Origin of the sequence: Burkholderia sp. AU44665 (genome assembly GCF_030504405.1) — a bacterium.
GTDB classification, from domain to species: Bacteria; Pseudomonadota; Gammaproteobacteria; order Burkholderiales; family Burkholderiaceae; genus Burkholderia; species Burkholderia semiarida.
In genome coordinates, this window is the sequence record NZ_JAUJRI010000022.1 from 54,281 (window position 1) to 80,538 (window position 26,258).

At 65.1% G+C, this 26,258-nt stretch carries 25 protein-coding genes and 2 riboswitches; of the genes, 9 read left to right on the top strand and 16 right to left on the bottom strand.

What is annotated here, in order from left to right; genetic code table 11:
- Positions 1–61 precede the first annotated feature (61 nt).
- Positions 62–718 (bottom strand): urea amidolyase associated protein UAAP2, encoded by a 657-nt coding sequence (locus QZM15_RS28500; protein ID WP_302107718.1) that lies wholly within the window; start codon positions 716–718, stop codon positions 62–64.
- 11 nt (positions 719–729) lie between these two features.
- Positions 730–1,485, bottom strand: a complete 756-nt coding sequence (locus QZM15_RS28505) for an urea amidolyase associated protein UAAP1 (protein WP_302107719.1) — start codon at positions 1,483–1,485, stop codon at positions 730–732.
- Between the two features lie 57 nt (positions 1,486–1,542).
- Positions 1,543–1,674, bottom strand: a riboswitch (guanidine-I (ykkC/yxkD leader).
- Between the two features lie 432 nt (positions 1,675–2,106).
- A riboswitch (guanidine-I (ykkC/yxkD leader) is annotated at positions 2,107–2,228 on the top strand.
- A 140-nt stretch (positions 2,229–2,368) separates the two neighbouring features.
- Between QZM15_RS28505 and QZM15_RS28510 the strand changes: the two genes are divergently transcribed.
- Positions 2,369–3,391, top strand: a complete 1,023-nt coding sequence (locus QZM15_RS28510) for an ABC transporter substrate-binding protein (protein ID WP_060967145.1) — start codon at positions 2,369–2,371, stop codon at positions 3,389–3,391.
- Positions 3,392–3,566: 175 nt separating this feature from the next.
- Here QZM15_RS28510 and QZM15_RS28515 read toward each other — a convergent pair whose 3' ends face one another.
- From QZM15_RS28515 to QZM15_RS28525, 3 genes are all read right to left on the bottom strand, one after another.
- Positions 3,567–4,139 (bottom strand): GNAT family N-acetyltransferase, encoded by a 573-nt coding sequence (locus QZM15_RS28515; RefSeq protein WP_302107720.1) that lies wholly within the window; start codon positions 4,137–4,139, stop codon positions 3,567–3,569.
- A gap of 15 nt (positions 4,140–4,154) precedes the next feature.
- Positions 4,155–4,991, bottom strand: a complete 837-nt coding sequence (locus QZM15_RS28520; RefSeq protein ID WP_302107721.1) for a class I SAM-dependent methyltransferase — start codon at positions 4,989–4,991, stop codon at positions 4,155–4,157.
- A gap of 188 nt (positions 4,992–5,179) precedes the next feature.
- Complete coding sequence (locus QZM15_RS28525; RefSeq protein WP_302107722.1) at positions 5,180–6,301, bottom strand: sensor histidine kinase; 1,122 nt, start codon at positions 6,299–6,301, stop codon at positions 5,180–5,182.
- A gap of 305 nt (positions 6,302–6,606) precedes the next feature.
- Between QZM15_RS28525 and QZM15_RS28530 the strand changes: the two genes are divergently transcribed.
- Positions 6,607–7,722, top strand: a complete 1,116-nt coding sequence (locus tag QZM15_RS28530; protein WP_302107738.1) for a PHB depolymerase family esterase — start codon at positions 6,607–6,609, stop codon at positions 7,720–7,722.
- Positions 7,723–7,755: 33 nt separating this feature from the next.
- Here QZM15_RS28530 and QZM15_RS28535 read toward each other — a convergent pair whose 3' ends face one another.
- The 6 genes from QZM15_RS28535 to QZM15_RS28560 form a co-directional block, all read right to left on the bottom strand.
- The gene (locus tag QZM15_RS28535; RefSeq protein WP_302107723.1) at positions 7,756–9,525 is read right to left on the bottom strand and encodes a histidine kinase; all 1,770 of its coding nucleotides are present in this window, start codon (positions 9,523–9,525) and stop codon (positions 7,756–7,758) included.
- Positions 9,526–9,608: 83 nt separating this feature from the next.
- The gene (locus tag QZM15_RS28540; RefSeq protein WP_302107724.1) at positions 9,609–11,012 is read right to left on the bottom strand and encodes an HD domain-containing phosphohydrolase; all 1,404 of its coding nucleotides are present in this window, start codon (positions 11,010–11,012) and stop codon (positions 9,609–9,611) included.
- A 121-nt stretch (positions 11,013–11,133) separates the two neighbouring features.
- Positions 11,134–11,583 carry a GNAT family N-acetyltransferase gene (locus tag QZM15_RS28545; protein WP_302107725.1) on the bottom strand — a complete coding sequence of 150 codons (450 nt, stop codon included), beginning with the start codon at positions 11,581–11,583 and terminating at the stop codon, positions 11,134–11,136.
- A gap of 448 nt (positions 11,584–12,031) precedes the next feature.
- The gene (locus QZM15_RS28550) at positions 12,032–12,433 is read right to left on the bottom strand and encodes a hypothetical protein (RefSeq protein WP_302107726.1); all 402 of its coding nucleotides are present in this window, start codon (positions 12,431–12,433) and stop codon (positions 12,032–12,034) included.
- Positions 12,434–12,607: 174 nt separating this feature from the next.
- Positions 12,608–13,846 carry a dicarboxylate/amino acid:cation symporter gene (locus QZM15_RS28555; RefSeq protein ID WP_302107727.1) on the bottom strand — a complete coding sequence of 413 codons (1,239 nt, stop codon included), beginning with the start codon at positions 13,844–13,846 and terminating at the stop codon, positions 12,608–12,610.
- Positions 13,830–14,492 (bottom strand): GntR family transcriptional regulator, encoded by a 663-nt coding sequence (locus tag QZM15_RS28560; protein ID WP_059577463.1) that lies wholly within the window; start codon positions 14,490–14,492, stop codon positions 13,830–13,832. The genes QZM15_RS28555 and QZM15_RS28560 overlap by 17 nt, the downstream gene beginning before the upstream one ends.
- Before the next feature lie 149 nt (positions 14,493–14,641).
- Between QZM15_RS28560 and QZM15_RS28565 the strand changes: the two genes are divergently transcribed.
- A complete protein-coding gene (locus QZM15_RS28565) occupies positions 14,642–15,106 on the top strand; it encodes a GNAT family N-acetyltransferase (RefSeq protein WP_059577460.1) in 465 nt (154 codons plus the stop codon).
- Between the two features lie 701 nt (positions 15,107–15,807).
- The gene (locus QZM15_RS28570; protein WP_059578008.1) at positions 15,808–16,974 is read left to right on the top strand and encodes a porin; all 1,167 of its coding nucleotides are present in this window, start codon (positions 15,808–15,810) and stop codon (positions 16,972–16,974) included.
- A gap of 71 nt (positions 16,975–17,045) precedes the next feature.
- Here QZM15_RS28570 and gcvA read toward each other — a convergent pair whose 3' ends face one another.
- Entirely contained in the window at positions 17,046–17,978 is a 933-nt protein-coding gene (gcvA, locus tag QZM15_RS28575) for a transcriptional regulator GcvA (RefSeq protein ID WP_059577454.1), read from the bottom strand.
- Positions 17,979–18,116: 138 nt separating this feature from the next.
- Between gcvA and QZM15_RS28580 the strand changes: the two genes are divergently transcribed.
- The 3 genes from QZM15_RS28580 to QZM15_RS28590 all read left to right on the top strand — a co-directional run bounded on the left by QZM15_RS28580 (position 18,117) and on the right by QZM15_RS28590 (position 21,636).
- Positions 18,117–19,328: an MFS transporter gene (locus QZM15_RS28580; RefSeq protein ID WP_302107739.1), complete on the top strand. Its 1,212-nt coding sequence runs from the start codon at positions 18,117–18,119 to the stop codon at positions 19,326–19,328.
- 5 nt (positions 19,329–19,333) lie between these two features.
- Positions 19,334–20,230, top strand: coding sequence for an oxidoreductase (locus tag QZM15_RS28585; RefSeq protein ID WP_302107728.1), 897 nt, complete (start codon positions 19,334–19,336; stop codon positions 20,228–20,230).
- Positions 20,231–20,478: 248 nt separating this feature from the next.
- The gene (locus QZM15_RS28590) at positions 20,479–21,636 is read left to right on the top strand and encodes a DUF4382 domain-containing protein (protein ID WP_059637798.1); all 1,158 of its coding nucleotides are present in this window, start codon (positions 20,479–20,481) and stop codon (positions 21,634–21,636) included.
- Positions 21,637–21,955: 319 nt separating this feature from the next.
- On the opposite strand, the gene QZM15_RS28595 is transcribed toward QZM15_RS28590, so the two are convergent.
- Genes QZM15_RS28595 through QZM15_RS28605 form a run of 3 tightly spaced genes read right to left on the bottom strand, consistent with a single transcriptional unit; the run spans position 21,956 to position 24,586 of the window.
- A complete protein-coding gene (locus QZM15_RS28595) occupies positions 21,956–22,417 on the bottom strand; it encodes a chromate resistance protein ChrB domain-containing protein (protein ID WP_302107729.1) in 462 nt (153 codons plus the stop codon).
- Positions 22,418–22,431: 14 nt separating this feature from the next.
- Positions 22,432–23,604, bottom strand: coding sequence for a chromate transporter (locus QZM15_RS28600; RefSeq protein WP_302107730.1), 1,173 nt, complete (start codon positions 23,602–23,604; stop codon positions 22,432–22,434).
- A 19-nt stretch (positions 23,605–23,623) separates the two neighbouring features.
- Complete coding sequence (locus QZM15_RS28605; protein WP_099318569.1) at positions 23,624–24,586, bottom strand: chromate resistance protein ChrB domain-containing protein; 963 nt, start codon at positions 24,584–24,586, stop codon at positions 23,624–23,626.
- A 341-nt stretch (positions 24,587–24,927) separates the two neighbouring features.
- Here QZM15_RS28605 and QZM15_RS28610 point away from each other — a divergent pair, with 341 nt between their 5' ends.
- Both QZM15_RS28610 and QZM15_RS28615 read left to right on the top strand, forming a co-directional pair.
- Positions 24,928–25,212 (top strand): hypothetical protein, encoded by a 285-nt coding sequence (locus tag QZM15_RS28610; RefSeq protein WP_059637806.1) that lies wholly within the window; start codon positions 24,928–24,930, stop codon positions 25,210–25,212.
- Between the two features lie 267 nt (positions 25,213–25,479).
- The gene (locus tag QZM15_RS28615; protein WP_059637809.1) at positions 25,480–25,683 is read left to right on the top strand and encodes a cold-shock protein; all 204 of its coding nucleotides are present in this window, start codon (positions 25,480–25,482) and stop codon (positions 25,681–25,683) included.
- A gap of 73 nt (positions 25,684–25,756) precedes the next feature.
- On the opposite strand, the gene QZM15_RS28620 is transcribed toward QZM15_RS28615, so the two are convergent.
- Positions 25,757–26,176 (bottom strand): hypothetical protein, encoded by a 420-nt coding sequence (locus QZM15_RS28620; RefSeq protein ID WP_302107731.1) that lies wholly within the window; start codon positions 26,174–26,176, stop codon positions 25,757–25,759.
- Between the last annotated feature and the right edge of the window lie 82 nt (positions 26,177–26,258).

Here is a 26,258-nt window from a genome sequence, read left to right on the forward strand (position 1 = left end):
CCGGAGTCGCGCTTCAGCGCGTACTCCAGCCCCATGCAAAGCAAGTGAGCGTGGGGGCAGGTCATTGCGCCTCCCACACGATGAGGCGCACGGGCGTCGGGTTGTAGCCGTTGCACGGATTGTTCAGTTGCGGGCAGTTCGAGATCAGCACCGTGACGTCCATCTCCGCGCGCATCTCGACGTATTTGCCGGGCGCGGAGATGCCGTCCTCGAACGTGAGGCCGCCGAGCGGCGTGACGGGCACGTTCATGAAGAAGTTGACGTTGCCCACGAGATCGCGCTTGGTGAGCCGCGCCCCGGCGCCGCACGTGCAGTGCGCGATCGCGTTGAGGAAGCTGTCGCGGCAGTTGTGCATGTAACGCTTGTCGAGCGCATAGCGCACCGTGTTGCTCTCGGCCGCGCATGCGCCGCCGAGCGTGTCGTGACGGCCGCACGTGTCGGCGACGATCGTCGCCATCGGATTGCCATGGCTCGACACGAGCACGCTGCCCGCGCTCAGGTACAGGTTTCGCTGCGCGCGGATCGTGTCCTGCGCGCTGTAGCGCTCGTCGGGATCGTCGGTGCGGTAGAACAGCGTGTCGACGGCCTGGTTGCCTTCCAGGTCGAGAATGCGCAAGGTCTGCCCGCGCTTCAGGTCGTGCAGCCACGGGTCGCCCGCATTCAGCGTGATGTCGTGGATCGCGTCGCGCGGGTCGAGACGGCTTTCGATGATCGGCATGCTCTCGCTCCTTACGCGAACAGACGGTCGGTGTTGGCGAAGCCGCGCGTGTTCTCCGCGCACGCGCGCCGGCACGGGTCGTCGTCGGGCGCCGCGCCGTCGGCCGGATACGCGCGGTACGCGATCAGCTTCACCGCTTTCGGCGCGTAGTCCGGACGCGGGTCGAGCGGATGCGGCGCGGTCGAGAACGCCGCGAGCGTATTCATCTCGAAGCGCAGGTCCAACGCGCTGCCGGCCGGCGAATGTCCGGCGACGAATTCGAGCGCGCCGTCGTCGTGCGTGCTCAGCTTGCTGAAGAAGTTGACGTTCGCGGCGAGGTCGCGTGCCGATAGCCCGTATTTCGCGAGCTCGAGCACGAGGCTGTCGCGGCCGTTGCGGATCATCGCGTTGCGATCGGCCTGATACGACGACGTGCCGTACTTGTGCGCGAACAGCCGCGCATCGCCGACGCCGCCGAGCGGATCGTGCCAGCCGAGCGTATCGGCCGTGATCGATGCGATCACGCGCCCCATGTCCGTATACAGCGCATGGCCGCGCGTGAGATGCGCGGTGTGCTGCGCCTTCAGCGTATCGGCCATGTTGTAGCGTTCGAGCAGGTCTTCCTGGCGATGAAAGACGGCGGACAGGTTCGCGCCGCCGTCGATATCGACGATGCGCAACGCGAGACCGCGGCGCAGGATGCCGGACCAGTGGGTTCCGGCGGGAATCAGCGTTTCCCACGCGACGTGTGGCGGCGGGGCAAGGACGGCTTGGGGGCTCGGCGACATGGCGGCTCCGGGGTCGGTTGGACAAAAGGCGTGAGAGGGCGACCGAACGACATCGCGACCTCCCGGGCTTTTATCCCTCCGTGGAGCCTCGCCGTTTCCTCGTATCGAGGCGAAGGCAAGACCGGATTGCTCTCGGACCAGGCATCGCGCGGCGCACGCCGCACGACCGGAACCCTAGCGATCCTGAAGATGATGCAAATTGCTTCGCACCTCTCGGGCATCGAACAAGCAAGTTACGTGCCAGCCATCGCCCAATCGCCGCACGACACGGCCCGACGGCGCGATGCCGCACGGCATGCGGATGGCGGACGCGTCTGCTTGCCCTCGCGGCGGGCGCGCGGCGCACCATGCGCACGCAACCGCGCACCGGCGCAGTGCGCGTCGCGCGCTCGCGCACCGGCCGATCCGCGATGGCATGGGCATTGCTGAATCCATGCACCGCCACCTCATCCCCGATCCTTCATGAACAAGCTCGACCTGCTCCGGCGCGTACTGCACGCGCTGTTCGCCGCCCGCTTCATCGAACTTCAGCGCACCACGCGCCGCCGTTGAATCGCGTTGCCCCGCGCCGTTGGCACGCTTCTCGCTCGGCATGACGCCGAGAGGTGCGGCGGCGTCGCATCTTAGGGGTGCTAGGGTTCCGGTTCATCGAACGTCTGGTCCGAGAGCAGCCCGGCGCGGGTTCATCCGATCGCAAGAGCGGGTGCACGCGTGCTACACGGCGGGACAAAAGCCCGGGAGATTGGCGATGGCAACGGCCGTCGCGCCTCTCCGTGGCCGCCCCGTTCGTTGCACATCTGCAGGAACCGGTCACGCAGTCGGACCGTGCGCTCGCGCACGGTCCGTATCGACGATCCCGATCCCGGTCTCCTGGAGAACAACGATGACCCGTCCCGCCTCGGCGTTCCGCCGCCTGTCGTCCTTCCGTTTCATCCGTCACGCACTGGGCGCCGCCGCCGCGGCTGCCGCGCTATGGGCGGCGCCCGCCGCACAGGCTGCCGCACCGCTGAAGATCGGCTACAGCGACTGGCCCGGCTGGGTCGCGTTCCAGGTCGCGCTCGACAAGGGCTGGTTCAAGGAAGCCGGCGTCGACGTCGATTTCGAATGGTTCGATTATTCGGCGTCGCTCGACGCGTTTTCCGCGGGCAAGCTGGACGCGGTCGCGGCGACCAACGGCGATGCGCTCGTGACGGGCGCGTCCGGCGCGAAGAACGTGATGATCCTGCTGACCGACTATTCGGCCGGCAACGACATGATCGTCGCGAAGCCGCCGCTGCGCACCGTCGAGGCGCTGAAGGGGAAGAAGATCGGCGTCGAGCTCGGCCTGGTCGACCATCTTCTGCTCGAAACCGCGCTGCAGAAGCACGGGCTCAAGGACAGCGACGTCACGCTCGTGAATGCGAAAACCAACGAGCTGCCGCAGGTGCTCGGGTCGTCGGCCGACATCGCGGCGGTGGCCGCATGGCAACCGAATGCCGGCGAGGCGTTGAAGCGCGCGCCGGGCGCGCGGGCGATCTTCACGTCGGCGGACGCGCCGGGGCTGATCTACGATGCGATCACCGTCGCGCCGGCGAGCCTCGCCGCGCGCCGGGCCGACTGGGCAAAGGTGGTCAAGGTCTGGTATCGCTGCGTCGCGTACATCAACGATCCGAAGACGCAAGCCGATGCGGTCAAGATCATGTCGGCGCGCGTCGGGCTCGCGCCGGCGCAATACCTTCCGCTGCTGAAGGGCACGCATCTGCTCGACGAGGCGGCCGCGAAGCGTGCGTTCCGCAAGGGCGACGGGCTCGATTCGATCTACGGCTCGACGCGCAACGCGAATGCGTTCAATGTGCGTAATGCGGTGTACAAGCAGTCGCAGGACGTCGACGCGTATATCGATTCGCGGTTCATCGACGCGCATTGATCGCGGGAGGCTTGCCGGCGCGCGCGGCGACGCGGTGCGACGCGCCGGTGGGCTATGCCGGGGCGGTCGCGGTGTGTGGGCTTCTATCCCGCCGACCGCGATACCGCCGTCTTCGTTTCTGGGCGGCCTGACGGCGTGTACCACGATGGGCAAGCAAGATCCCGGACCTTTCGCATCAACGAACAGACGCGTAGACCTTCGTGTTTCGAAGGCGTCCGCTCGGCTCGATTTGCGAGTGCTGCTGCGTTCCTTCGAAACCCATGCCGACGCGCTCGCAGAGCCGCCAACTTTTCTCATTCAATTCGTCCACCAATGCTTGCACCCGTCGCGCCCCCAGATCTGAAAACGCGAATCGAAGCAACGCATTCACACCTTCGCTTATCAGGCCTTGACCGAGATAGGGCGTGCGTCCCCACCATCCGATATCGAACGCTGGAATTGAACAGACAGGTCTGTGTACGCCTCCGCAACCGACCACTGTTTCGGTATCGCGGAGAAGCATGAGGAAAGAGAAGTCGCGTCGGGCAGAGAAGTCGGCGAATCGCGTGCGGCAGTAGGCTTCGGATGCGTCGATCGACGGTGGCTCGATCGCCCATGGAAGCGACGCGGGAAATTCCCGCAACGCATCCAGCGACTCAATCGTCGCGTCGAACAGCTTTTGCCCATCGCCAGCTCTGGGGCAGCGAATGGTTAGTCGTTCCGTGAAAAGGGTGTCGCTTACATCAAGCAGAACGGGTTGCATGTCCATGTGCGCTGCCTGGTTTTAGCGGCAACGGGCTGCAGTGGCCTGAACAAGACGCAGGCCCCATCCAGTTTGCAACGTACCGTCTTCGCTTTGCATGGGCGCGAACGCCGACAACAGTTCTCTTTTGAACTGTGCGCGCGCGGCTTCCGACATCCGGTCGGCATCGTAGGTGTCCAGCATGTCCAACCACAGCTGCTCGGGTGTAGGCGTCCAGTCGATTTCGATGTCCTCAAAAGCCGCATCGACAAAATCGGGCTTGAGTAGTTCTTGCCAACCCGCTTCACTGCGTGTGCGCGCGTCACCGAGTCGCAACTCCGTGAGCTGAGCCTTCGCGATTGGCTTGAAGATGTCCAAAAAGACTTCGCCGACCTTGCCGGTCAAAAAGCTCCGCCCGACGATAGCGGAAAAGCTGCCGCCGTCGCGCAATACCCGGCGAATTTCTCGAACAACTTGTTCGATATCGTCCATCAACATGAGCGCCATGTGCGACAGCACGTAGTCTACCGAGCCGCTATCGAGCGACAGTTCTTGTGCACGCTCGTTGAACAACCGTATTTCGCGCGGCAATATTCCCCGAGCCACGCTTAACTCGCCATCGCTGATGTCTATGCCGATTAGCTTCGTTGCTGCATGGCCCCTGTCGTTCAGAATTTGCAGCAATGGCCCATCACCACATGCCAGATCGAGCACAGTCCGCGACATCGCTTCATTCGGTACACGATTCGCCAGTGCGTGATAGGAAGAGGGGTAGGTTGCCTGCGCAGATCGTGCAGGTCGATTGCCATAGGCCCGACGCGTTGCTCCTGCCCGGCGGCGGTGAAAATCTTTCAAGTATGTTTCTGCATGCGAGGTCATTCTTGCGCCATTCGATCGTTCGCTAGTTGGGAGCGCTCGTGACTCCAGAGCGTGAACCCCAAGCGGATTGTCGACGAACCAGACCACGATGTCGAACGTCTCAAAATGGCCGGTGACGGCCTGTCGCCACCGCCGGCCGCAAGCTGGATGGCGAGCCGCCTGAAGCCGCGTCTCCCAGCTCCCCCACTTCACCCGCCTCTCGGCAACCGCACCGCGAATACGGTCTCCGTCCGGTCGGACCGCGCATCGATCCAGCCGCGATGCGCCTTGGCGACTTCGTTGGCAATGAACAAACCGAGCCCCAGGCCGCCGTCGTCACGCTTCCTGTCCGGACGATCCTCGCCACGCTGCAGCGGATCGAAGATACGGTCCAGCGTATGCCGATCGATCACCGGCCCGCGATTGCCGACCTCGACGAACACTTCCGAATCGTTCGCCGCGGCCGTCACCCGCACCGGCGTCCCGGGCGTTCCGTACTTCACGGCATTGCCCACCAGATTGCTCAGCAACTGCTGCATTCGCTGATCGTCCCAATCGCCGCGGAGGTCGCCACGTATATCGACGTCGATATCGCGATCAGGGTGCCCCGCCCGCAGTTCGTCCACCACATTGGCGAGCACGTGAGCGAGATCGACATGGCGAGGAACGACGTTGATGCCGAGTCCGAGCTGCGTCCGGTTGAAATCGCAAAGATCGTCGAGAAGGCCCTGCATGCGACCGCCGCTCCTGATCAACCGGCCGGCGGCCTCGGACACTTCCTCGCCCGCATTGAGTGCGGAGAGATACGACGCCGTGACCTGAATCGTCTGCAACGGCGTGCGCATGTCGTGGCCCAGCATACCCAGCAGCAAGTTACGCGACTGCTCGACCTGTTCGGTAAAAAAGGCGACCGATTCCGCCACCGCCTGATCGATCGCCTCATTGAAGCGAATCATGTCGTCCAGATGAGGCGGGCTCGGCTGACATGCGTCGATCCACAAGCGCAGCACGCTGGCGCGCAGTGCGCGATACTCGGCCACCAACTGGTTGATGTTGAAGCCTCGCCGCGCACGCAGCACGGCATGCGTCTGCGCGGCCGTCTCCGCGGCATTCGCCGGCTCGGCCGCGCGCCCCAACGATTTTTCATGTTGTGCCTCCCGCGTTTGCGGAGCGGCGATGTCCTGGGCTACGGCGGTCAGGATCTCGCGCGCGTGATCGCGCAGCCCATGCGAGTTCATGTGCCGCGCAGCCGGTAACAGCGTGGCGGCAAATGCCTCCCACTGGACCAGTATCGGCTCCATGTTTCGTATGATGAAGTCAGCTAGGCGCATGTCGCCCCTCACAATGGAATGAACGGTGGATGCTGCTGTCGAACCGCACGATATCACGTGAAGCCCGGCGGGCGATTCGATCTTCGCCTCCACGGGGAATCGCCAGCCGGGACGGGAAAGGGGAAGCCCACTGCAACGTGCGTACCAGTCGAGTCGCACCAGCGGCGTACTTCGATCAACCCGGCATCGCCGATAACGGACACGCGTCAACCCCGTTTTGCAGGGCGGCGCAGCACGAACCTTGCTCCCCGCCCCCATTCGCCTTTCACCCTGCGGCGGATCCGGCCGCCGCTACGAGATTGCACATGCCCAGGAAAAAATCCAGCATCTGGTTGCGGCATCTTGAACTGTTTTCCGCTGCGGCCGGCGCGCGTCCGAAGAAACGGGCCGGCAAGCCGCGGCCGGCCGCAAAAAAGGCCGCCAGGAAGGTCGTTCAACGAACCGGCAAGCCGACCATCGCCGCCCCTGCCGCCAAACGGACGGGCATCGTGCCCGCCGTCCGCGCTCCGTCGGCCCGGCCGGCCGGCACCTGGCTCCGCTCGTTTCATTCCGCCGGCCCGAGCGCCGGCCGGCTCGTGAATCATCTTGCGTATGCGCTGTACCTCCCCGCGGCACCTGCCAGCACAGCGGGCATGCCGGCCGTCGTCATGCTGCACGGCTGCAAGCAGACGGCCGAATCGTTCGCCGCGGGCACGCGCATCTGCCGTCTCGCCGAGCGGTCCGGTTTCGCCGTGCTGTTTCCCGAGCAGGCCAAGACGGCCCATGCTCATCGCTGCTGGCACTGGCACGGCGACGCGACGCAGTCCGAAGCCGCGGCCGTCGCATCGCTCGTCGACGCGATCGTGAATCGCCACGGCTTCGATCGCGACCGGATCTACGTGGCCGGCCTGTCCGCCGGCGCCGGGCTCGCCGCGGCGCTGGCGCTACGGTATCCCGACCGCTTCGCGGCCGTCGGCCTGCATTCCGGGCCGGCCATCGCGCCGCCGTCGTCGACGATGGCCGCGATGAGCCTGATGCGTCGCGGCATTCGCGACGATCCGATCCACGCGCTCGACGCGTGCGCCGACGTCGCGTCCTATCCCGGCATGCCGGCGCTCGTCGTGCACGGCGCGCTCGATACGGTCGTAACCGACCGGAACGCGACGCAGCTCGGCATCGCGTTCGCGCGGCTCAACCGGCTCGTCGACGAACATGGTGCGATCCGCGTCGGCGAGCAACGCAGCTACGCGCAGGGCGATGCGGACTTTATCGATTATCTGAAGGGTGGACGGTTGATCGTCCGGGTGTGCGTCGTGCGCGGGCTGCCGCATGCCTGGAGCGGCGGAGATCCCGGCGAGCCGTTCCATTCCGCCAAGGGGCCGGACGCGACGGCGATGTTCTGGCAATTCTTCCGTCGTCAGCGCCGCAAACGACTGGCGTGACGCACGACACCCGCGCCGCCGGCCATCACGTCGTCACGCCCGCTGCTCCAGCGCGGCCGCGCCCGCGCGGTCGCCGGCGCGCCGAACCGGCAACCGTATCCGGAAGGTCGTGCCGCGCCCCGGCTCGCTGGTCACGTCGATCGTGCCGCGGTGACGCTCGACGATGCCGTGCGAGACCGACAACCCGAGCCCCGTGCCCTGCCCGACCGGCTTCGTGGTGAAGAACGGATCGAAGATCCGCCGGACGACGTCGGGCGTCATGCCCGCACCGGTATCGCTGATCTCGATCGACACCTGATCGCCGTCGCTCGACGTGCGGATCGTGATCACGCCGCGCTCGGCAATCGCCTGCGCCGCGTTGACCAGCAGATTCATGAAAACCTGGTTCAACTGCGACGGCAGGCATTCGACGTGCGGGAGATCGCCGTAATCGCGCACGATGTCGGCCTTGTACTTGAGCTCGTTATGGACGACGTTGAGCGTGCTCTCGAGGCCCGCATGCAGATCGACCACGCTCCATTCGTCGCTGGCCGGGCGCGAGAAATCGCGCAAGTCCTGCACGATGCGACGCACGCGCAATGCGCCGTCGATCGACTCGTCGATCAGCGGCGCGATCTCGCCGCGGACGTAGTCGAGATCCGCGGCACGGTGCACGGCCGTCAGCGCGTCGCGGGTGGCCGGATCGAGTTGCGGCAGCGCGGCTTCATGCGCGGCGACCACGTCGAGCAGGCTGCGCACCCACGTCTTCAACGTGTTGAGGTTCGCGCTGACGAAGCCGATCGGATTGTTGATCTCGTGTGCGACGCCGGCCGCGAGCTGACCGATCGACGCGAGCTTCTCCGATTGCAGCAACTGTTCGTGCGTTTCCTCGAGCGCATGCAGCAGGCGCCGCTGTTCGTCCTTCTCCTGTTCGAGCAGCGCGTGCGCGGCCTTGCGTTCGTCGATCTCGGTCGCCATGTTCTCGCGCGTGCGTTGCAGCATCTGCGTCGTCTGCTCGTAGCTGTGCAGCGCGCGTTCGAGTTCGCCGGTTCGCAACCGCACGAGCCGTTCGAGCGTATCGGTCATCCCGCGCAGGAAAGTTGTGCGCGCATCGAAACGGCACACCAGCAGCGTGACGACCAGCGTCGCCATCGTAAACAACGCGACGGTCGTCGCGAGCCACGGCGCGTCGACGCCGTTCGCGGCGCCGCACCGCGCATCCGGCGCGAAGTGCGCGGCCGCCATCGCCGTGTAGTGCATGCCGGTAATCGCGACGCCCATGATGACGGCCGCGCCGATGCGTTGCGCGGTCGCGTGATGCGCCTGCCGCATGCGCAACGCCTGCGCGATCCACAGCGCGGCCGTCGACGCGATCACCGCGATTCCGATCGACGCGGCGAACAGCGCGGCGTCGTAGCGAATGCCGGGCTGCATGTGCATCGCGGCCATCCCCGTGTAGTGCATGCCGGCGATCCCGCCGCCCATCAGCACGCCGCCCGCGCACAGCCGCCGCCAGCCCAGCCGTGCGCGCGTGACGACGTTCAGCGCGAAGTACGACACGAGCACCGCGATCGCCAGCGAGGCGCCGGTTTCCTGCCATGCGTAGCCGAGCGGCACCGGCAGCGAAAACGCGAGCATGCCGACGAAATGCATCGACCAGATTCCGGTGCCCATCGCCGCGGCCCCGCCGCCGAGCCATGCGCGCTTGAGCTTCGGATTGTCGAGCAGCGAAATGAACGCGGCGAGATCGAGCGTCGTATAGGAGGCCAGCGTCGCGATCGCGAGCGACAGCAGGACGAGCGGAAGATTGTAGATGCCATGCATGATCGGACGCCCGGAACGGGTTGAATGCATCGCCGCGGCGCGGGCGGTCGCGCGCCCCGCGGCCGTCAGGCCGACGTTCGATGTCAGGCCGGCGGCACGCCTGCGTTGGGAGCGTGCGTCTGGCCGGCCGGACGCGCCAGCACGAGAATGTCGAACGGCGTGCCCTCCCGCGTCTCGAAGCGGCGCACGAGCTCGATCTGGTGCGCGGACATCACGCTTCCCTTCGTCATCAACAACACGCCGCGATGCGTGCGCAAATCGTCGGCGAGCTCCATCCCTTCGCGCAGTTGAGCCGACCGGATTTCCGCGACGGACGCCGCAATGCCGAGACTCGCCGGATCCCGCATCAACTCGATGAAGTCGGCAACCAGTTGCGGGTCGTACCGCACGCTCGCCTGCGAGCGCAACACGTCGATCGCCTGCTCGATCGAATGCGGTGCGCCGATTTCGCCGTGGCGCAGGCCTTCGAAATCGCGCGCGATCGCGACGATCCGCGACCCGATCGGGATCGCGTCGCCGACCAGCCCGTCCGGCGTGCCGCGGCCGTTGAAGCGCTCGTACTGGTGCAGCACGATCGACGCGACCTTGTGCAACTGGGCGACCGGCGTCAGCACCATCTGCGCCCGCAACGGATGCTCCTGGAACACGCGGTGCTCGTCCGTGGTCATCTTCGCGAGCGGCTTGTGCAGCAATTCGTCCGGCAGCGACAGCTTGCCGATGCCGTGCAACAGCCCCGCGAAATAGACGTCCTGCGCGTGCAGTTCGCTCATTCCGGCGGCCAGCGCGAGCCGCCGCGCGATCTCGCCGACGCGCATCGCATGCCCGCTCGCGGCCCCGCAGCGCAGCTCGATCATGCTCGCGCACACCTGAACCATCGCCGTGAAGCTGCTTTTCAGGTCGCCTTGCGCGGCTTCGAGGAACATCACCGTCTGGCCGAGCTCCTCGGTGCGCGCGCGAACCTGCGTTTCGAGGTCCGTATTGAAACGGCGCAGCGCTTCGTTCTGCGCCTCCGTCAGCGCCGCCAGCCGCGCCGCTTCGCGACGCAGACGGCGCTGCTCCAGCGCCTGCTCGATGGTCAGCAGCAGGTCGTGATCGTCCCACGGCTTGTTCAGGTAGCGATAGACGCCGCCTTCGTTGACGGCCTGCACGACCGACGCGATCTCCGCATAGCCGGTCAGCAAAATGCGCATCGTGTCCGGGTACAGCGCCCGCGCGCGCGCCAGGAATTCCGCGCCGCTCATGTGCGGCATCCGCATGTCGGACACGATCAGGTCGATGTCGGTCGACGCGAGGATGTCGAGCGCGGCCTCGCCGCTGTCGGCGGTCACGATGTCGTAGCCGGTGGGCCGGAATACGCGCCTGAGCGCGGACAACACGTTCGGTTCGTCGTCGACCAGCAGGATCGACGCCGCTTCGCCGGATGCCGCCGCGGTGTCGGACGTTTCGGGCGACACGGCATTCACGCCGTTTGTTGCAGATGTCGTCATAATCGGCCTCGGATCAATTATTTACGCCCTCTCTGCAACATCGGCCGGCTCCGCGTTTTCCACATCGGGGGAAACGCTAATACGTGCGCGTCGATTTCAACCGGCATGCATCGCGCGAACGCTACTTCGCCGCCGTGCCCGGTTCACGCCGGTAGTAGATGTCCCATTGCGCTTCGGCGGTTCGCACGAAACCGTGCCGTTCGTAGAAGCGGTTCGAATCGCTGCCGCGCAATGCGCCGACGCGAACGGGCATCCGGTGTTCGTCGGCTTCGGCGAGGATCCGGCGCAGCACGGCGGCGCCGATACCCTTGCGCTGATGCGCGGGCAGGATGTACAGGTGGTCGAGCAACCAGTGGTCCGCCATCGGGCGAAGCGTGTAGAAGCCCGCACGCGAATGGCCGGCTTCGATGAAACGGCATTGCGCGGGGTCGAACGACGCGAGAAACCGGTCGCGCGCACGCTGCGGATCGAAACGGCCGATGCGCTCGAGGCTGTCGCGCATCGCGGCGATGCGGATCGCGACGAGCGTGTCGGCGTCGGCGTGCGTGACGGGGACGAAGGTCAGGGACATTGTCATTGGCTGGCGGGATGCACGGAGAAGCAAGCGCCCGGTCTGGCGGCGCCGCGCCACCCGGGCATCGACGACGCACGACGTCGCCCGTGCGCCTCGATGCGTCGCGCTCGCGTGGCCGGAAATCCTTCGCCGATTATCTCGCGCTTCACCGACGAACGAGGCCAACCGAGCCTGGGCGTCTTCGTTCGACGCGGGCTTCGGCGCGGCACGTCACCCTCTGGTCGGTGAGCGCGAAGCAAACGAACCGATGCAATCGGCTCAATGGAATAAAAAGCGCTGGCCGGTGAACCGGCCAGCAAAAAGGTCCTGGCGATCCGAGGTTGGTGTGTGCCAGAACCACATGCATTGAACGGCGCGCGGTGTAACGGGCGGGCATGTCATACGATCGACGAGGCCGATCGGAGCGTTGCCCGCGCGAACCCGCGCAATAATCTGTGATCGCAGTTCAGGCCAGGCTAACCGATGCGTCCCGGTTTGCGCTCACGCCCGCGAACCTGAACGCATCGTCGGGCGTCGGTACTTCCCATGTGGCGATCATCTCGTCGGTCGGAAGATAGTCGGGATCGGCCGACGCGACCCCGACCCATACGCCTTGGGATACCTGCCTGCCATGGAGATAAAAGTGCAGCTCCCGGCCAGCGCGCTCGCACGTGCACCGAATCCTCTCCACCGATCGGCCCAGTTTTCTGATCCGTGCGACCTGGTTGCGATCCAGCTCGAACATGGCGCTCATCACCCCGTCGCAATCGCCGATGCCAAGCATGTTGCTGTCGTCGGTAAACATCCACGACGGATGCGGCGTACCCAGGCGCAGCATGAAAAAATCAGCGGACTCTGAACCAATCATCCTGTTTCTCCGGCAAAAAATACGTCGTTCCACTCACTGAAGCTTGATCGGAACGCACATCCATCCAACCTGTTCCCTTCGCCCTGCCTGAATGCTCGAACGGACGTGCGCCAGCGCCTGGTAATCGGCGGGGCCCAACATCGCCACGCGCGGCGTCCGTCGCTTCCGAAGCACCTACACGCTTGCCTGACCCGTGACGGGTTCGGCGGCGATACTGTCGGAACCGGAAAGTCTCACCGCAACAGCGGCTGCCGCCGTGCTCCCGTAGACGTTGAGGGCGGTTCTCCCCATGTCGAAAAACGCGTCGACGCCCAGGAGCAGCAGCACCGCATCGGCCGGCAACCCGATCGACGTCAGAACGATGGTGATGGCGACGATCGCCCCGGAGGGCACGTTGGCTGCGCCGTCGATGGTGATGATCGTCAAGATCAGAATCGTGATCGCGAGCGGCCAGGACCACGCAAGGTGATAGGCGTCGGCCAGATAGCCGACCGCAAGAGCCGTGTAGAGCACCGCGCCGTCGCGGTTGAAAATATAGGCGAGAGGCAAGATCGTCGACGCCACGCCGTACGGAACGCCCAGTTCAACGAGTTTCTTCAGATGCAGCGGGTAGGTAATTTCGGAGGAGCGCGTCGTGAAGCCGAGGATCAGCGGTTCCTTCACCTTCCTGAGCACGGCCAGAGGCGACTGACCGGCGACGCGAATGACGGCCGTGAGTACAACCGCGAGAATCGCCATGCCGAGATAGGCGACGCCCAGAAGCTCGATAAGCGAGTGCGCGCCCGCAAAGCCCTTGGCTGACAACAACTGCGCGATCGCGGCGAAGATCGCGAGCGGCGACCATGCGATCACCCACTGGACCATCTTGAACAGTCCCGACAGCAGCGCCTCGAACACGGCGATCGCAGGCTCGGCGCGCTCGGGGGCCGCCGCCAATGCCGCACCGAAAATGACGCCGAAGACGAGCACCGGGAGCGAATTTCCCGCCGCGAGCGCAGCGACGATGTTTGCGGGAATCAGATCGACGAGAAATTTCGTCCAGTCGATGCTCGACGCGAGCGCCGCGGGCATCGATCCGGATTGCGTCATGCTCGCACCGAGGCCCGGTCGAAATGCAAAGTTGAGCAGCAGGCCGAGCGACGCGGCCAGGCCCGTCATCAACACGAAGAAGCCGATACTGGACAGGGCGACCTTTCCGAGCCGCTCGCGAAGTCTGCCGGCCCGAAAGACCCCGACCGTGACCGACAGGAAGATCAGCGGCATGACGACCATCTTGATCGCGTGGCCGAACATCGCGCTCAGAAAGCCGAGCTTCGCGGCAAAGCCCGGCGCAAACACGCCGCACGCGGCGCCCAGGACGAGTCCGCCAAGCATCTGCATCGGGAGGGAAAGCCCTTTATTTTTCGTGTTCATGCCGTGCCTTTAACAGTTTGATCCGTGCCGGCGTACCGTCAACGATGTGATTCCACATATGCTGACGCGCAAGCTCGCCGTCGTTCGCTTCGATTGCGTGAAAGATGTGCAGGTGCTCGATCGTGCCGCGCCGAACGGTTTCGGCGTCGCCGCGCGGGAGTTCGTTCAGGGCCAGGGTCTGGGCCCGCAACAGACCATACGCCGACGAGATCCGGACGTTCCGTGCGGCAGCGAACAACTCTTGATGAAACACCCAGCCGATACGTTGCTCGAGCATGATGTCCGAGACGTCCCGCTCAACCAGTTCCTGCATTTTTACCGCGGCCTCGCGCAGCCCTGCCGTTGCGCCCGACCTCGCTGCAAGAAACGCCGCGGTACTCTCCAGCGCCAGCCGCATTTCAAAAATTTCGCGGAGATCGCTCGTCGTTGGCGAAGCGACATAGGTGCCGCTCTTTTCGATGACGACGACCAGCCCTTCGGACTCGAGCAAATGCAATGCGCTGCGCACCGGCATTTGGCCGAAACCCAGTTCATCCGACAGGCCTCGATGAGATACTTTCTGTCCAGGCGCAAGCCGGCCGTCAAAGATCCTCGATCGGATCTCGTCGTAGGCGAGCTCTGCATCTGTCGAGACTTTCGACGTCATCTGTGATCGCAGTTAGCGTATGATTGAAAAGAAGTCGCGGATAGGAAATTACCCTTACTCATAACGCACGGCAACTGATAATTTTGCGAGTGGGTATACCGAAAGAGAAACGGAAGAAAATCCGCGTCACGAAGAGAGCCGATAATTATATGATTTCACAAGATGTGCGCTTTACCATCTGTGCCGTCCGTGCGGAAGAAACCTATCCCCTCAGAGCCGCAATCCTGATGGCGGGAGACGAGGAGGGAAGCGCCCTGCATGGCGACCTCGCCCCCACTACCATGCACTTTGCCGTTCGCGACCACGACGCCATCGTCGCCGTCGCATCGGTTTGCAAGGAAGGACACGCCGGCGTTTCGGACGCCGACGCGTGGCGCCTGCGCGGCATGGCCGTCCATCCGTCGGTACGGGGCCTGGGATTCGGACGCCTGCTGGTCAATCTGTCCATTCGCCATGTGCGCGAACAACGCGGCATTCTGCTCTGGTGCACGGCGCGCGAATCGGCATATCGGTTCTATGAAATCCTCGGGTTCGATCGCGATCCGATTCCGATTTCAATGCGCGGGCGCGACGACATGAAATTTTATCTAATGCAGCGCCGGATCGAGCGCTGAGTTTCGTCCGCGGCTGACGTTCGATCTCGGTCGGCGTCAGTGTCCGGCGCCGGCCGGCCCGGACAGATATTCAACGATCGCCTTCTCCATTTCGATTATTGCAATCGCGGAGAAAATGGAACGGTTATCCAGAATGACCCTGGCGACCGGTACTTTCCTTCCTGATGGCTGATCGTCGTGGCGGCCCGCAACTGAATATCGCGTTCACCTCCCTTCTCCGCCTTCGCTTGCCGTTGTCGACATTCGGCGGCGCGACGGCGCGCACCTCGATACACCTCCGTGGACGCCGGTTCCTATCAGGGAAACTCCGTAAGGCGCGACGTTATCAAACGAGATTAACTTATATCAAACTAATTTTGACGGGAATTTATGTTCCTGATATGGTCTTTCCGCCTGCAAAGCGCGACGACACAGGATAGCTGGAGCGGCAACGAAAGCAAGGAAGTCGCTTTCGTTCAGGTTGGGGCGCCGCGATCGTTCTGATCGGGGGTGCAGGACAGGTCGAGCAGCGTCGCGTTCCCCGCATCAAATTGTAAGGATAACGAAATGGTCGAATGTGGCATGCCGATCGGACCGAGCGAATATACGACGCCGGCCGGCGCGACCGGAACGACGCACAGGCCGTGCGTCGTCATCTGCATTCGAATGCGACACAAGCCGTTTCAATCCGTCCCGAAACTTCTCCTCACAGTGAAATGCAGATGAAAAACAAGAAGATCAACATCAGCGTTATCGCCGTTGCCGCCTTCGCAGCATCGTCGGCAGCAATGGCACAGTCGTCGGTCACCCTGTATGGCATGCTCGATGCCGGTATCGGCTACACGTCGAACATCAATGGCCACAGCAGGTACGGCCTCGATGGCGGTGCCGCCGGTTCGAACAAGTGGGGCCTCAGGGGGCAGGAGGATCTCGGCGGCGGCCTCCAGGCGGTATTCAAGATCGAGAACGGTTTCAGTATTGGGACGGGCGGCATAGGCGGCCAGGGGCCCATCGGTAACACGCGTTCGTTGTTCAACCGCCAGGCTTACGTGGGCCTCGCGTCCAATCAGTACGGCGCCTTGCGCTTGGGGCGCCAACTCGACGCCGTGACGGAAATGGTCCAGGTCCTGACGGGCGACGCCATTTCGGCGTCGACCTTCTCGACCCCGGGCGACGTCGACAACAACGACAACACGACGAACCAGAACAACGCGGTGAAGTACATTTCGCCGATCATCCACGGCTTCCAGGCCGAAGCCGCGTACTCGTTCGGCGGCGTGGCCGGCGCAACGGGCTCGGGTCAGTCGTGGTCGGCGGCCGCGACCTACGCGCAAGGCGGCCTGACGGTCGCCGGCGGCTACTTTCGTGCGGTCAACCAGGGCGAGAACGGCTGGCTGAACGCAACGGCACAACCGAGTTTCGGCGGCGCGCTGGGCTATCCGAGTTCGGGCTACAACGGTGGCAATGCGTTCAAGAGCGCGGGCATCGCGCAAGTGGCCGCGCAATACGAGGTGGGGCCGTACACGGCTGGCCTGCGCTACTCGAACGCCCAGTACAAGGGCAACGATGGCCAGCCGTCGATCCACTTCAACGTGCTCGGCGCGCTCCTGCAGTACCGGGTCACGCCGGCGCTGTCGCTCGCGACCGGCTACACGTATGTCTACGGTTCCGCGGCCACGCCCGCGCAAGCCGCCGAAGGTCGCACGATGGCCTCGATCAACCAGGTGTCGCTGGGTGCAACGTACTCGCTGTCGAAGAGTACCGCGCTGTACGCGATGGGCGCCTACGTGCATGCGAAGGGCGCGCAGGCCTCGGCCGCCGACTTCGGCAACACCTCGTCGGGCGGCAACCAGGTTCAGGTCAACATCGGCATGTTCCACGGCTTCTGATCGCCGACCGGCAACACCGGCGCAGTGGCGGCACGACCCCGGCGTCGTGCCGCCGGGCCTGATCGGCGAACCTAGCCGCCTTCCTGACTCGCCATGCGCTCCATCCATTCCTCGAACGCGGACACGGCGGCATCGTCGGCGCGATCGGCGTTCGTCACCAGCATGTAGTCGTCGGCACGCCATACCGGTGCCGCGATGGGACACACGAGGCGCCCCTCGGCGAGATCGCGGCCGATCAGCGGCAGCGAGGCCAGCGCCACGCCGAGCCCCTCGATGGCCGCCCCCAACTGAAGATTCACGTGATCGAATTCGACATGGCGCGCGGCTCGCAGATCGGAAGCGCCCGCTTCCTTCAACCAGTGCGACCACGCGGAGCGCGTCGTGGCCGAATGCAGCAGGACGTGATGGCGCAGGTCGGCCACGCTCTGGATCGGATGCTGCCGCAGCAAGGCGGGATTGCAGGCCGGCACGCGCAAATCAGGCATCAACGAGCGCGACACGACGCCCGCGCCCTGCTCGGGACCGGAGCGGACACCGATATCGAACGCGTCGGCGACATAGCGCAGCTTGCGCGACGTCGTCGACACCCTCACGTCGATGTCGGGGTACCGCGAATGAAAATCGGCGAGCCGCGGCAGCAGCCAGCAAAGCGCGAAGCTCATCGGCACATTCACCCGCACGACGCCTGATATCCGGTGCGTGAACGGGTTGTGGCGCAGCCGCCCCACCGCGGTACCGAGGCGCTCGAACGCGTGGCTGACGTCGTTCAGCAACGCGGCCCCTTCGTCGGTCAGCACGACGCCGCGCGGACGACGGTCGAACAGCGGCAGCCCGAACCAGTCCTCCAGCAACCTGATCTGCTTGCCCACGGCCCAGTGGGTCACGTGCAGTTCCGCCGCGGCAGCCGCGAAGCTGCCGTGCCGCGCGACCGCATCGAAGGCGCGCAGCGCATTGAGCGGGGGCAACTCGCCCCGGTGCTTCGCGGCATCCCGGCTTTCGTTCATGACGTGACTTTTTCTCCCAACTGACGCGATTTTAGCTCAATTGAAATGGCTGTCACGTCGGCCATAAAATCGACGCATCGAGCGTGAAAGCGATGCCACAAGCGGCTCCCCTCCCCCGCTCGCACGGAGCGAATGACGATGCGCCTGCCGGTTTTTTCCCCTCCCGTGATGCAGGAGACTGCGCCACCCCGACGGCGCGTGCTGTGGCTATCGTGCATTGCGCATGCCATGCACGACGGCTATACGGACATGATCTACGCGCTGCTTCCCGTGTGGCAGTCGGAATTCGGGCTCGACTTCGCGGCCCTCGCCATCCTGCGCGGCGTCTATGCCGGCACGATGGCGACGCTGCAATTGTCGGCCGGGCGCCTCGCGCAACGCCTGGGCAGCCGCTCGACCCTCGCAATCGGCACGCTGCTCGCCGCGCTCGGCTATGCGATCGCGGGCATGTCGGGCGGCCTGCTCGGCTTGGGCGTCGCGCTCGCGATTTCGGGCGGCGGCTCCAGCACGCAGCATCCGATCGCGTCGGGCGCCGTCTCTCGCGTCTATGGGCGCGACGCGAGAGGCCCGCTGAGCATCTACAACTTTTCCGGCGATCTGGGGAAATCCGCGCTGCCGGCCGCCATTTCGCTGCTCGTGACGATGATGCCGTGGCGTCATGCGCTATGGATCGTCGCCGGATTGGGCGGCGTCGTGGCCGCCGTCATCGCGCTCTGGTTTCCGGCCGTGCCACGCGCCGCCTCGAACACGACGGTCAAAGGCCAGGCGTCCGCTCAACGCAGCGGCACCGGGCGAAGCGGATTCTCCGCGCTGTTTTCGATCGGCGTGCTCGATACGGCCGTACGCATGGGACTGCTTACCTTTCTGCCGTTCCTGCTCAAGGCCAAGGGCGTCTCGCCGCAACTGCTGGGCACGGCCCTTGCGCTCGTTTTCATCGGCGGCGCGGCCGGCAAATTCATGTGCGGCTGGCTCGGCGCGCGCATGGGCATGGTCAGGACGGTGCTGCTCACGGAGGGCGGGACAGCGGCGTGCATCATCGCGGTGATGTCTCTCCCGTTGGCGCCGACCATGGTGCTGCTGCCCATTCTGGGTATGATGCTCAACGGCACTTCGTCGGTGCTGTACGGGACCGTGCCGGAGATGTCCGCGCCCGAACGCACCGAGCGCGCGTTCGCGATCTTCTATACCGGGACGATCGCATCGGGCGCGCTGTCGCCCGTGCTCTACGGCTTCCTGGGCGACTGGATCGGCGTGCACGGCGCCACCTATGCGACCGCGTTGACGGCCCTCGCGATTTTTCCGCTCGCCCTCGCGCTGCGCCCGCATCTGGCGGACGACTCGACAGGATGAACACCATGACGAAACCTGACTACCCGACCGTCGCCCTCGTCGGTCCGGGCGCAATCGGAACGACCGTCGCCGCGGCCCTTCATGAAGCCGGCCGCACGCCGGTGATCTGCGGCCGCTCGGCGCACGCGCAATTGAAGTTGCGCTTCGACGGCGGCGAAATCGTCGTGCCCGGGCCCGTGCTGACCGATCCGCAAGCGATCGAGGGCCGGTTCGATCTCGTGTTCGTTGCGGTCAAGTCGACGCAGATAGCGAGCGCGGCGCCGTGGGTCTCCGCGCTATGCGACACGAATACCGTCGTCTGCGTGCTGCAAAACGGCGTCGAGCAACAGGCCGCGTTCGCACCGTATGCGGCCGGCGCCGCGGTCGTGCCATCGGTCGTCTGGTTTCCCGCGCAACGCGAATCGGGCGAGTCGGTGTGGCTGCGCGGCAGGCCCCGGCTCACCCTGCCCGATACGCCGGCCGGCAACGTGGTGGCCTCGGCGTTGCGCGGCACGCGCTGCTCGCCCGAGGTGGCGGAGGATTTCGTCTCGCTCGCGTGGCGAAAGCTTTTGCAGAACGCGGTGGCGGGGCTCATGGTGCTGACCGGTCGCCGCGCCGGCATGTTCTCGCGAAGCGACATCACCGAACTGTCGCTCGCCTACCTGCGGGAATGTCTCGCGGTCGCGCGTGCGGAGGGCGCGAAGCTGGGCGATGAAGTGCCGCAGGAGATCATCGATGGATTCCACGGCTTTCCGCCCGATTTGGGAACGTCCATTCTGGCCGACCGGCAGGGCAACCGCCCGCTCGAATGGGACTGCCGCAATGGCGTCGTGCAGCGATACGGACGAACGCACGGCATTCCGACGCCGATCAGCGATCTGGTCGTGCCGCTGCTCGCGGCCGCGAGCGACGGGCCGGGCTGATGCCGGACCGCCACAAATACCCTGCGCCAAAGGCGGCGCTAACGTCTGACAAAAGATGCTTGCTGCCGCTCCGTACGAATCAATCGCCGTCGCCAGCCGCCCGGCGCGCGCCGATGCGAGGTCAATTCCGGTAAAAATTGACCGGCCGAACAAAAAGTTACCGTTCGTTTCAAAGATGTCCAGATAGTGAGTTGCCGTCCGGCTATTCTTCCGTCACCCACAATAACGATCCCATCTGGGGGTGACATATGAACACCATCATCAAGAGCGCCCTGTGCGCCGCCTTCGTGCCGTTCGTACTCGCTGGCTGCGGCGGCGGCGACGACGGCGGCGGCACGCAAACCGGTACGCTGCACGTCGCGATGACGGACGCGCCTTCCTGCGGCTTCGACCATGTGTACGTCACCGTCTCGCAGGTCCGGGTGAACGCGAACGCGAATGCCTCCGACAACGATGCCGGCTGGTCGACCGTTTCCCTCGCGACGCCGCAGAAGATCGACCTGCTGTCGCTGACCAACGGCGTGCTCGCCGATCTGGGCCAGACCGCGCTGCCCGCCGGCCAGTATCAGCAAGTCCGGCTGGTGCTCGCGCAGAATCAAGGCAACAACCTCGCGAACTCGGTCGTCCCGACCGGCGGCTCGGAACAGGCGCTCGCCACGCCGAGCGCGACGCAAAGCGGCTACAAGATCATCCAGCCGTTCACGGTCCAGCCCAACACGCTCGTCGATCTCGTGCTCGACTTCAATGCATGCAAGTCGATCGTCCAGCGCGGCAACGGCTCGTATGCGCTGAAGCCGGTCGTCACCGCGATCCCGACCGTCGTGAGCGGCGCGATCTCCGGTTACGTCGCATCGGCCGAAGCCGGCTCGACCGTCTATGCCGAACAGGGCGGCAAGGTCGTCCGCGGCACGGTGGCCGACAGTTCCGGGAAGTTCGTGCTGTCGCCGCTGATCCAGAGCTCGACGCAGGGCAACTACGACGTCGTGATCGTGAAGAACAACTTCGCGTCGGGTATCGTCCGCTCGGTGCCGGTGGTGGTGAACACGACCACGGCGGTGTCGGCGTCGAGCGCACCGATCACGCTGCCTGCGTCGACGATGAGCACCGTCAGCGGTACGGTCACGGCCAGCGCGAACGCCTTCGTGCGCGCGCTGCAGACGATCGATGCGAACGCGTACGAGATCACGTCGATCAACGCGAACATGGACACCGGCGCCTATTCGCTGTCCGTGCCCACGGCCGCGCCGATCGTCGGCACCTACTCGGGTTCGCTGCCGGTCGCGCTGGCCGCGGCGCCGGCCGCCGCAGGCCAATACACGATCGAGGCCGACGCGGCATCGGGGGCGACCCAATCGGCAAACGTCAACGCAACGACCAGTCAGTCCAACGTCAACTTCAGTTTCTGACGCGCTGACGGCATCATCGAAAGGGCCGAACGGCCCTTTCCTTCCAACGGGAGAACGAAGTGAAAAAAGGGATGATCGCGTTGCTCGCAGCGGCGAGCATGGTGGGCGCGCTCGGCGGGTGCGTCGCCTATGTTCCTGGCGCACCGGTCGTGGTCGCGCCGCAAGGCGGCCCGGGGAATGGATTCTGTCCGCCGGGACAGGCCAAGAAAGGCAACTGTTGATGTAAAGCCCGCGGCAGCCGCGGGCTTTTTTTCATCCATCGCGCGAGCCAGCCGGCGCCCATGCCCGACGGCTCGGCGAATCCCCGTTCCCCGCCGCGTCACTCCGCCATCTTCGGCGGCCACGCATGGCCTTCGGCCTGACAATGCCTGCACCACGCGTACAGCGCGTCGTACATGACGAGACCGTGTTCCAGCATCGCGTGATCGTCGGGAAACATGTCCGACAGTCCGAGCGAAATCGCATGAAGCCCGCTCGACTGCGGCGTCAGGTCGAGCCGCGACGTATCCGCGCCGCGGATGATGCGGGCCATGTGCCGCAACGCCTGATCGTCGGTCAGGCCGTACTTGTCGAGAAACGCGTCGAAGCTGCATTGCTCGCCGATGTGCGTCAATTCCACGCCGGGAATGTCGTACGGGATCGCGCCGGTCTCGCCGGCGATGCGCAGCACGTCGCCCGGCGCAACATAGAGAAATTCGGGCGTCTCGTCGATAAAACGGGCAATGAGCCAGGGACACGCTACCCGGTCGATTTTCGGACGTTGGCGAGTAATCCATTGCATGGCGGCCTCCACGGTCAGTGATGCAACAGCGGATACACGATCAGGCCCATCACGGCGGCTCCACCGACGACCACCGGCTCCGACAGCTTCTTGAACCTGACCAGCAGCACGATCGTCGCGAGCGCTACCAATGCGGTCGGCACGTCGACGATCGAGCGTCGGGCCAGCACGATCACCGACCCCGTGATCGCGCCGACGGCCGCGGCCGTCACGCCGTCGACGAACGCCAGGATCGCCGGCAGCCTGCCGTATTTCTTGAAGTACGGGGCCGGCAATACCGTGAACAGATAGCACGGCAGGAACGTACCGGCCGCCGCCACGCACGCGCCGGGCAACCCCGCCACCAGATAGCCGATGAAGCCGACCGTGATGACGACCGGGCCCGGCGTGATCATCGCGACCGCCACGGCGTCGACGAACTGCTTCTCGCTGAGCCAATGGTGCTCGGTGACCACGCCCCCATAAAGGAACGGCACGATCGCGAGCCCCGAGCCGAACACGAACGCGCCGGCCTTCGCGAAGAAGGCGGCCAGTTGCACGAGCTGCGGCCAGTCGACGATACCGAGCCATGCGCCCGTGGCGGAAACGGGCCACGCCACGACCGCATCGACGCGCCGCTGGCGTAACCACCGGGGCGGCGCACGCGTGAGCCAGACGAGCACGCCCGCCGCGAGAAACAGCCACGCCACTTCCGATTCGGTGATCACGGTCACGGCCACCAGCGCGAGATAGATCGCCCACAGCAGCGTGTCGCGGCCGATGCTTTTCGCGGTCAGCTTGCGCGCGCTGATCGCGATGATGCCGATCACCGCCGCGCCAACGCCGTAGAACACCGACTGCATCCACGTCAGGCCGCCGAATCGCGTGTACGCGTAGCCGAGCAGCACCACCATCACAAACGACGGCAGCACGAACGCGATCCCGACCATCGTGGCGCCGACGATGCGGTAATGCACGTAGCCGAGATAGATCGCCAGTTGCGCGGCGAGCGGGCCGGGGGCGAGTTGCGCGAGCGCCAGGCCTTCCTTGTAGTCCGCGTCCGCGATCCATCGGCGCGTATCCACGAGATCCCGATGCATGTAGCCCGCGAGCGCGACCGGCCCGCCGAACCCCGTCGCGCCGAGCCGCGCGAAGTACCCGATCATTTGCCACAGCGTATAGGCCGGGCGGTCCCGGTGTGTATTCATGTTGGCGCGAGCAGCATGGTCAGGGTTGGCGGTTGCCGCGGAAATGCACGTACAACGAATCGAGTACGGTGCCGATCTCCGTCAGCAATGCGTCATCGTCGGCGACGCGCTTTCGGGCGCCGGCGAGAATGGCCTCGAATCCGCCGGCTTCCGGCACGGTGGCGCCGCCCACATCCAGCGCATGCACCATGGCGCCCAGCCGGGCGAGTCCGTCGTTGTCGCCCAGCCCGAAGCTGGCGACCAGCACCTCGAACGACACGCGATCGCCCACATGCGTGAACGGCGCGCCGTCGAAGTCGAAGCCGAGCGCGTCGGCCGGGCAATCGGCGAGATTGTCCAGCCACACGAAGCGTGCATGCGGATCGATGAAACGCTGAATCAGCCACGCGCTGGCGACGCGATCGACCCACAGGTGACGGCGCGTCGCCCACAACCTGCCCTGATACTGCGCACGGTCGCGACGCGGAATGCCGCGCTGCGCGGCATGCGGCTCGCCGGGCGAGCGCAACGCTTCGACCGCGGCGGTGAAATCCCGCCATTGCGCCTGCGCGCGCAGCGAAGTTTCGCCGGGAAAGAAATCGATGCTTCGAATCGCCTCGTAGTTGCGAGCATGGCGGCGTTGCAGGCGGTTGAGCTCGGCGACCGCCAGATCGGGCAGCGTGCTGCGGGCCGCCGAAAGCTCGGCGAGCCAGCCTGCGTAATCGCCCGCGCGATCGAACAGCGACTGGTACGCGTCTTCGTCGGCAGGATCGTCCGCCCGGACATCCAGCAACCACGCCTGCCCTTCGCCGTTGCGCGCCTCGTCGGCGAGCTCACGCAGTTGCGCCGCCTGCTCGGCATGCGCAGGCAACAGATAGGCGCCGTCCCGCAGTGCACCACAGCCGAGCGCCTTGACGGTACGCCAGATGCGCATGCGGGCAGTCGCGCCGGAGGTCGGCAGACTGACGATCAACAGGAGCCAGGAAGTCGGGACGGCATTCATGACGGCAGCATAAGTGGCCGTCACGAACACTGCAATTCGGTAGATATCGCTACACCATTTCGACGGCAGGCAGCCATGCTCGACGCGTGGAACAGGAAGGCAAAAACAACGACCGTCAAACGCGCCCGGGCCGCCTCGTCGCCAGCCGCGCAACCCGATGCGGGCCCGATATGCGGTCGACGCCGCGGCACATCGTGACGATATCCTGCGAATCGGGCGGTTCTGCGCATAAACTGAAAGCACGCGACGGCAGGCTGCCGTCGAGCGATCGAACGCTTTTCCCCGACACCGCGCAGACTGCAACTGAACGGCAAACGCAGGCCCGCACATGAAACCGCCCCATGAAAATTGATCCCAGCGTCATTCCTCACTATCTCGTCCTGCGTGCGGGCTGCCCCCCTTATGTGCTGAATTCGGATCGTCAGGTGCTCCGCCGCCAGGCGAGTCGGCTCTTGCTGGCATTCGCGCGAACGCGTGGAGCGATCGCCCATGTCGACGGCATCGCCTGGAACGTCTTCTCCGACAGCGAGGGGCTCACGATAGTCGAGCGTCGCGAGACCGGGTTCTTTTCGTTGGTCGCGGGAAACGAGACCGAACGTCAGTTGCATTTGCTGACGACCCTCTGACGTCGTCGCCGGGACGGGGTATCGCACGGGCGACAGGCGTGCCGGCAAGGGACCGATCGCGACCCAGGCGTCACGCGTTCCGCCCCTGCCGATAGCGCTTGACACGCTTCGTGCCGACGCGTACTGTCGGCCGCGGAAGTATTCAAGAAGCGCGATTGCTGCTCATCATCGACCGCAGCCTGCGGTATTCGTTGTCCTCTCCCTCCTTGATTCCTTTTCCTCGTCCATACGAGGCATATGCGCTCGTTCATTTTCAGGAGATCCAACATGGATACCGGTACCGTCAAGTGGTTCAACGACAGCAAGGGCTTCGGCTTCATCACCCCCGACAACGGCAGCGACGACCTGTTCGCCCACTTCTCGGAGATCCGCGGCGATGGCTTCAAGACCCTCGCGGAAGGCCAAAAGGTCAGCTTCGAAACGAAGACGGGCCCCAAAGGGCTGCAGGCGTCAAACATCACCCCGCTGTAATCGCTGAACCGTCAGCCCCCGTTCGCGAAGCGGCACATCGCTGCCGCTTCACGTGCCGCGCCCTCCGTCGCAGTCAACGCGACTCGACGCAGGCACGGTCATCCGCTTCGCATCCGGCCGTCGGCCCGTGCGTATGCCGACACCCGACCCTCACTCGCCGCGCCGCACGGCCGACCGCGCGCGAGAGAGCGGCGCACGTCATGCTCACCGAACCGCGCAAGCGGTGCAGCAGGAGAACCCGCATGACCCGAAACCAGCCTCGCCGCAACAAGGCGCCTCCGCGTGCCAGCCAGGCCATCACTTTGCCGAAGCTGGGCACCGCATTGAACTGGGTGCCGCCCAAACCGCCCGCGGTCACGAAATCGCGCGCGAAGAAACGCCCGCCTGCTCCACAATAACCCGCCTGAAACCGGGCGACGTCCTCGACGAAGTGCGTGCGCCAACCCGGAATAAATTGGACGTTCGACGAAGGATGCGCGTATGATGGGCTCATCCGAACGATCGGCCGCCCTCCGACGTTCGCCCCTCCATCCGCCCGCTTGCTGCATCGCCCCTCCTTCGCGCTGCAACGTTGT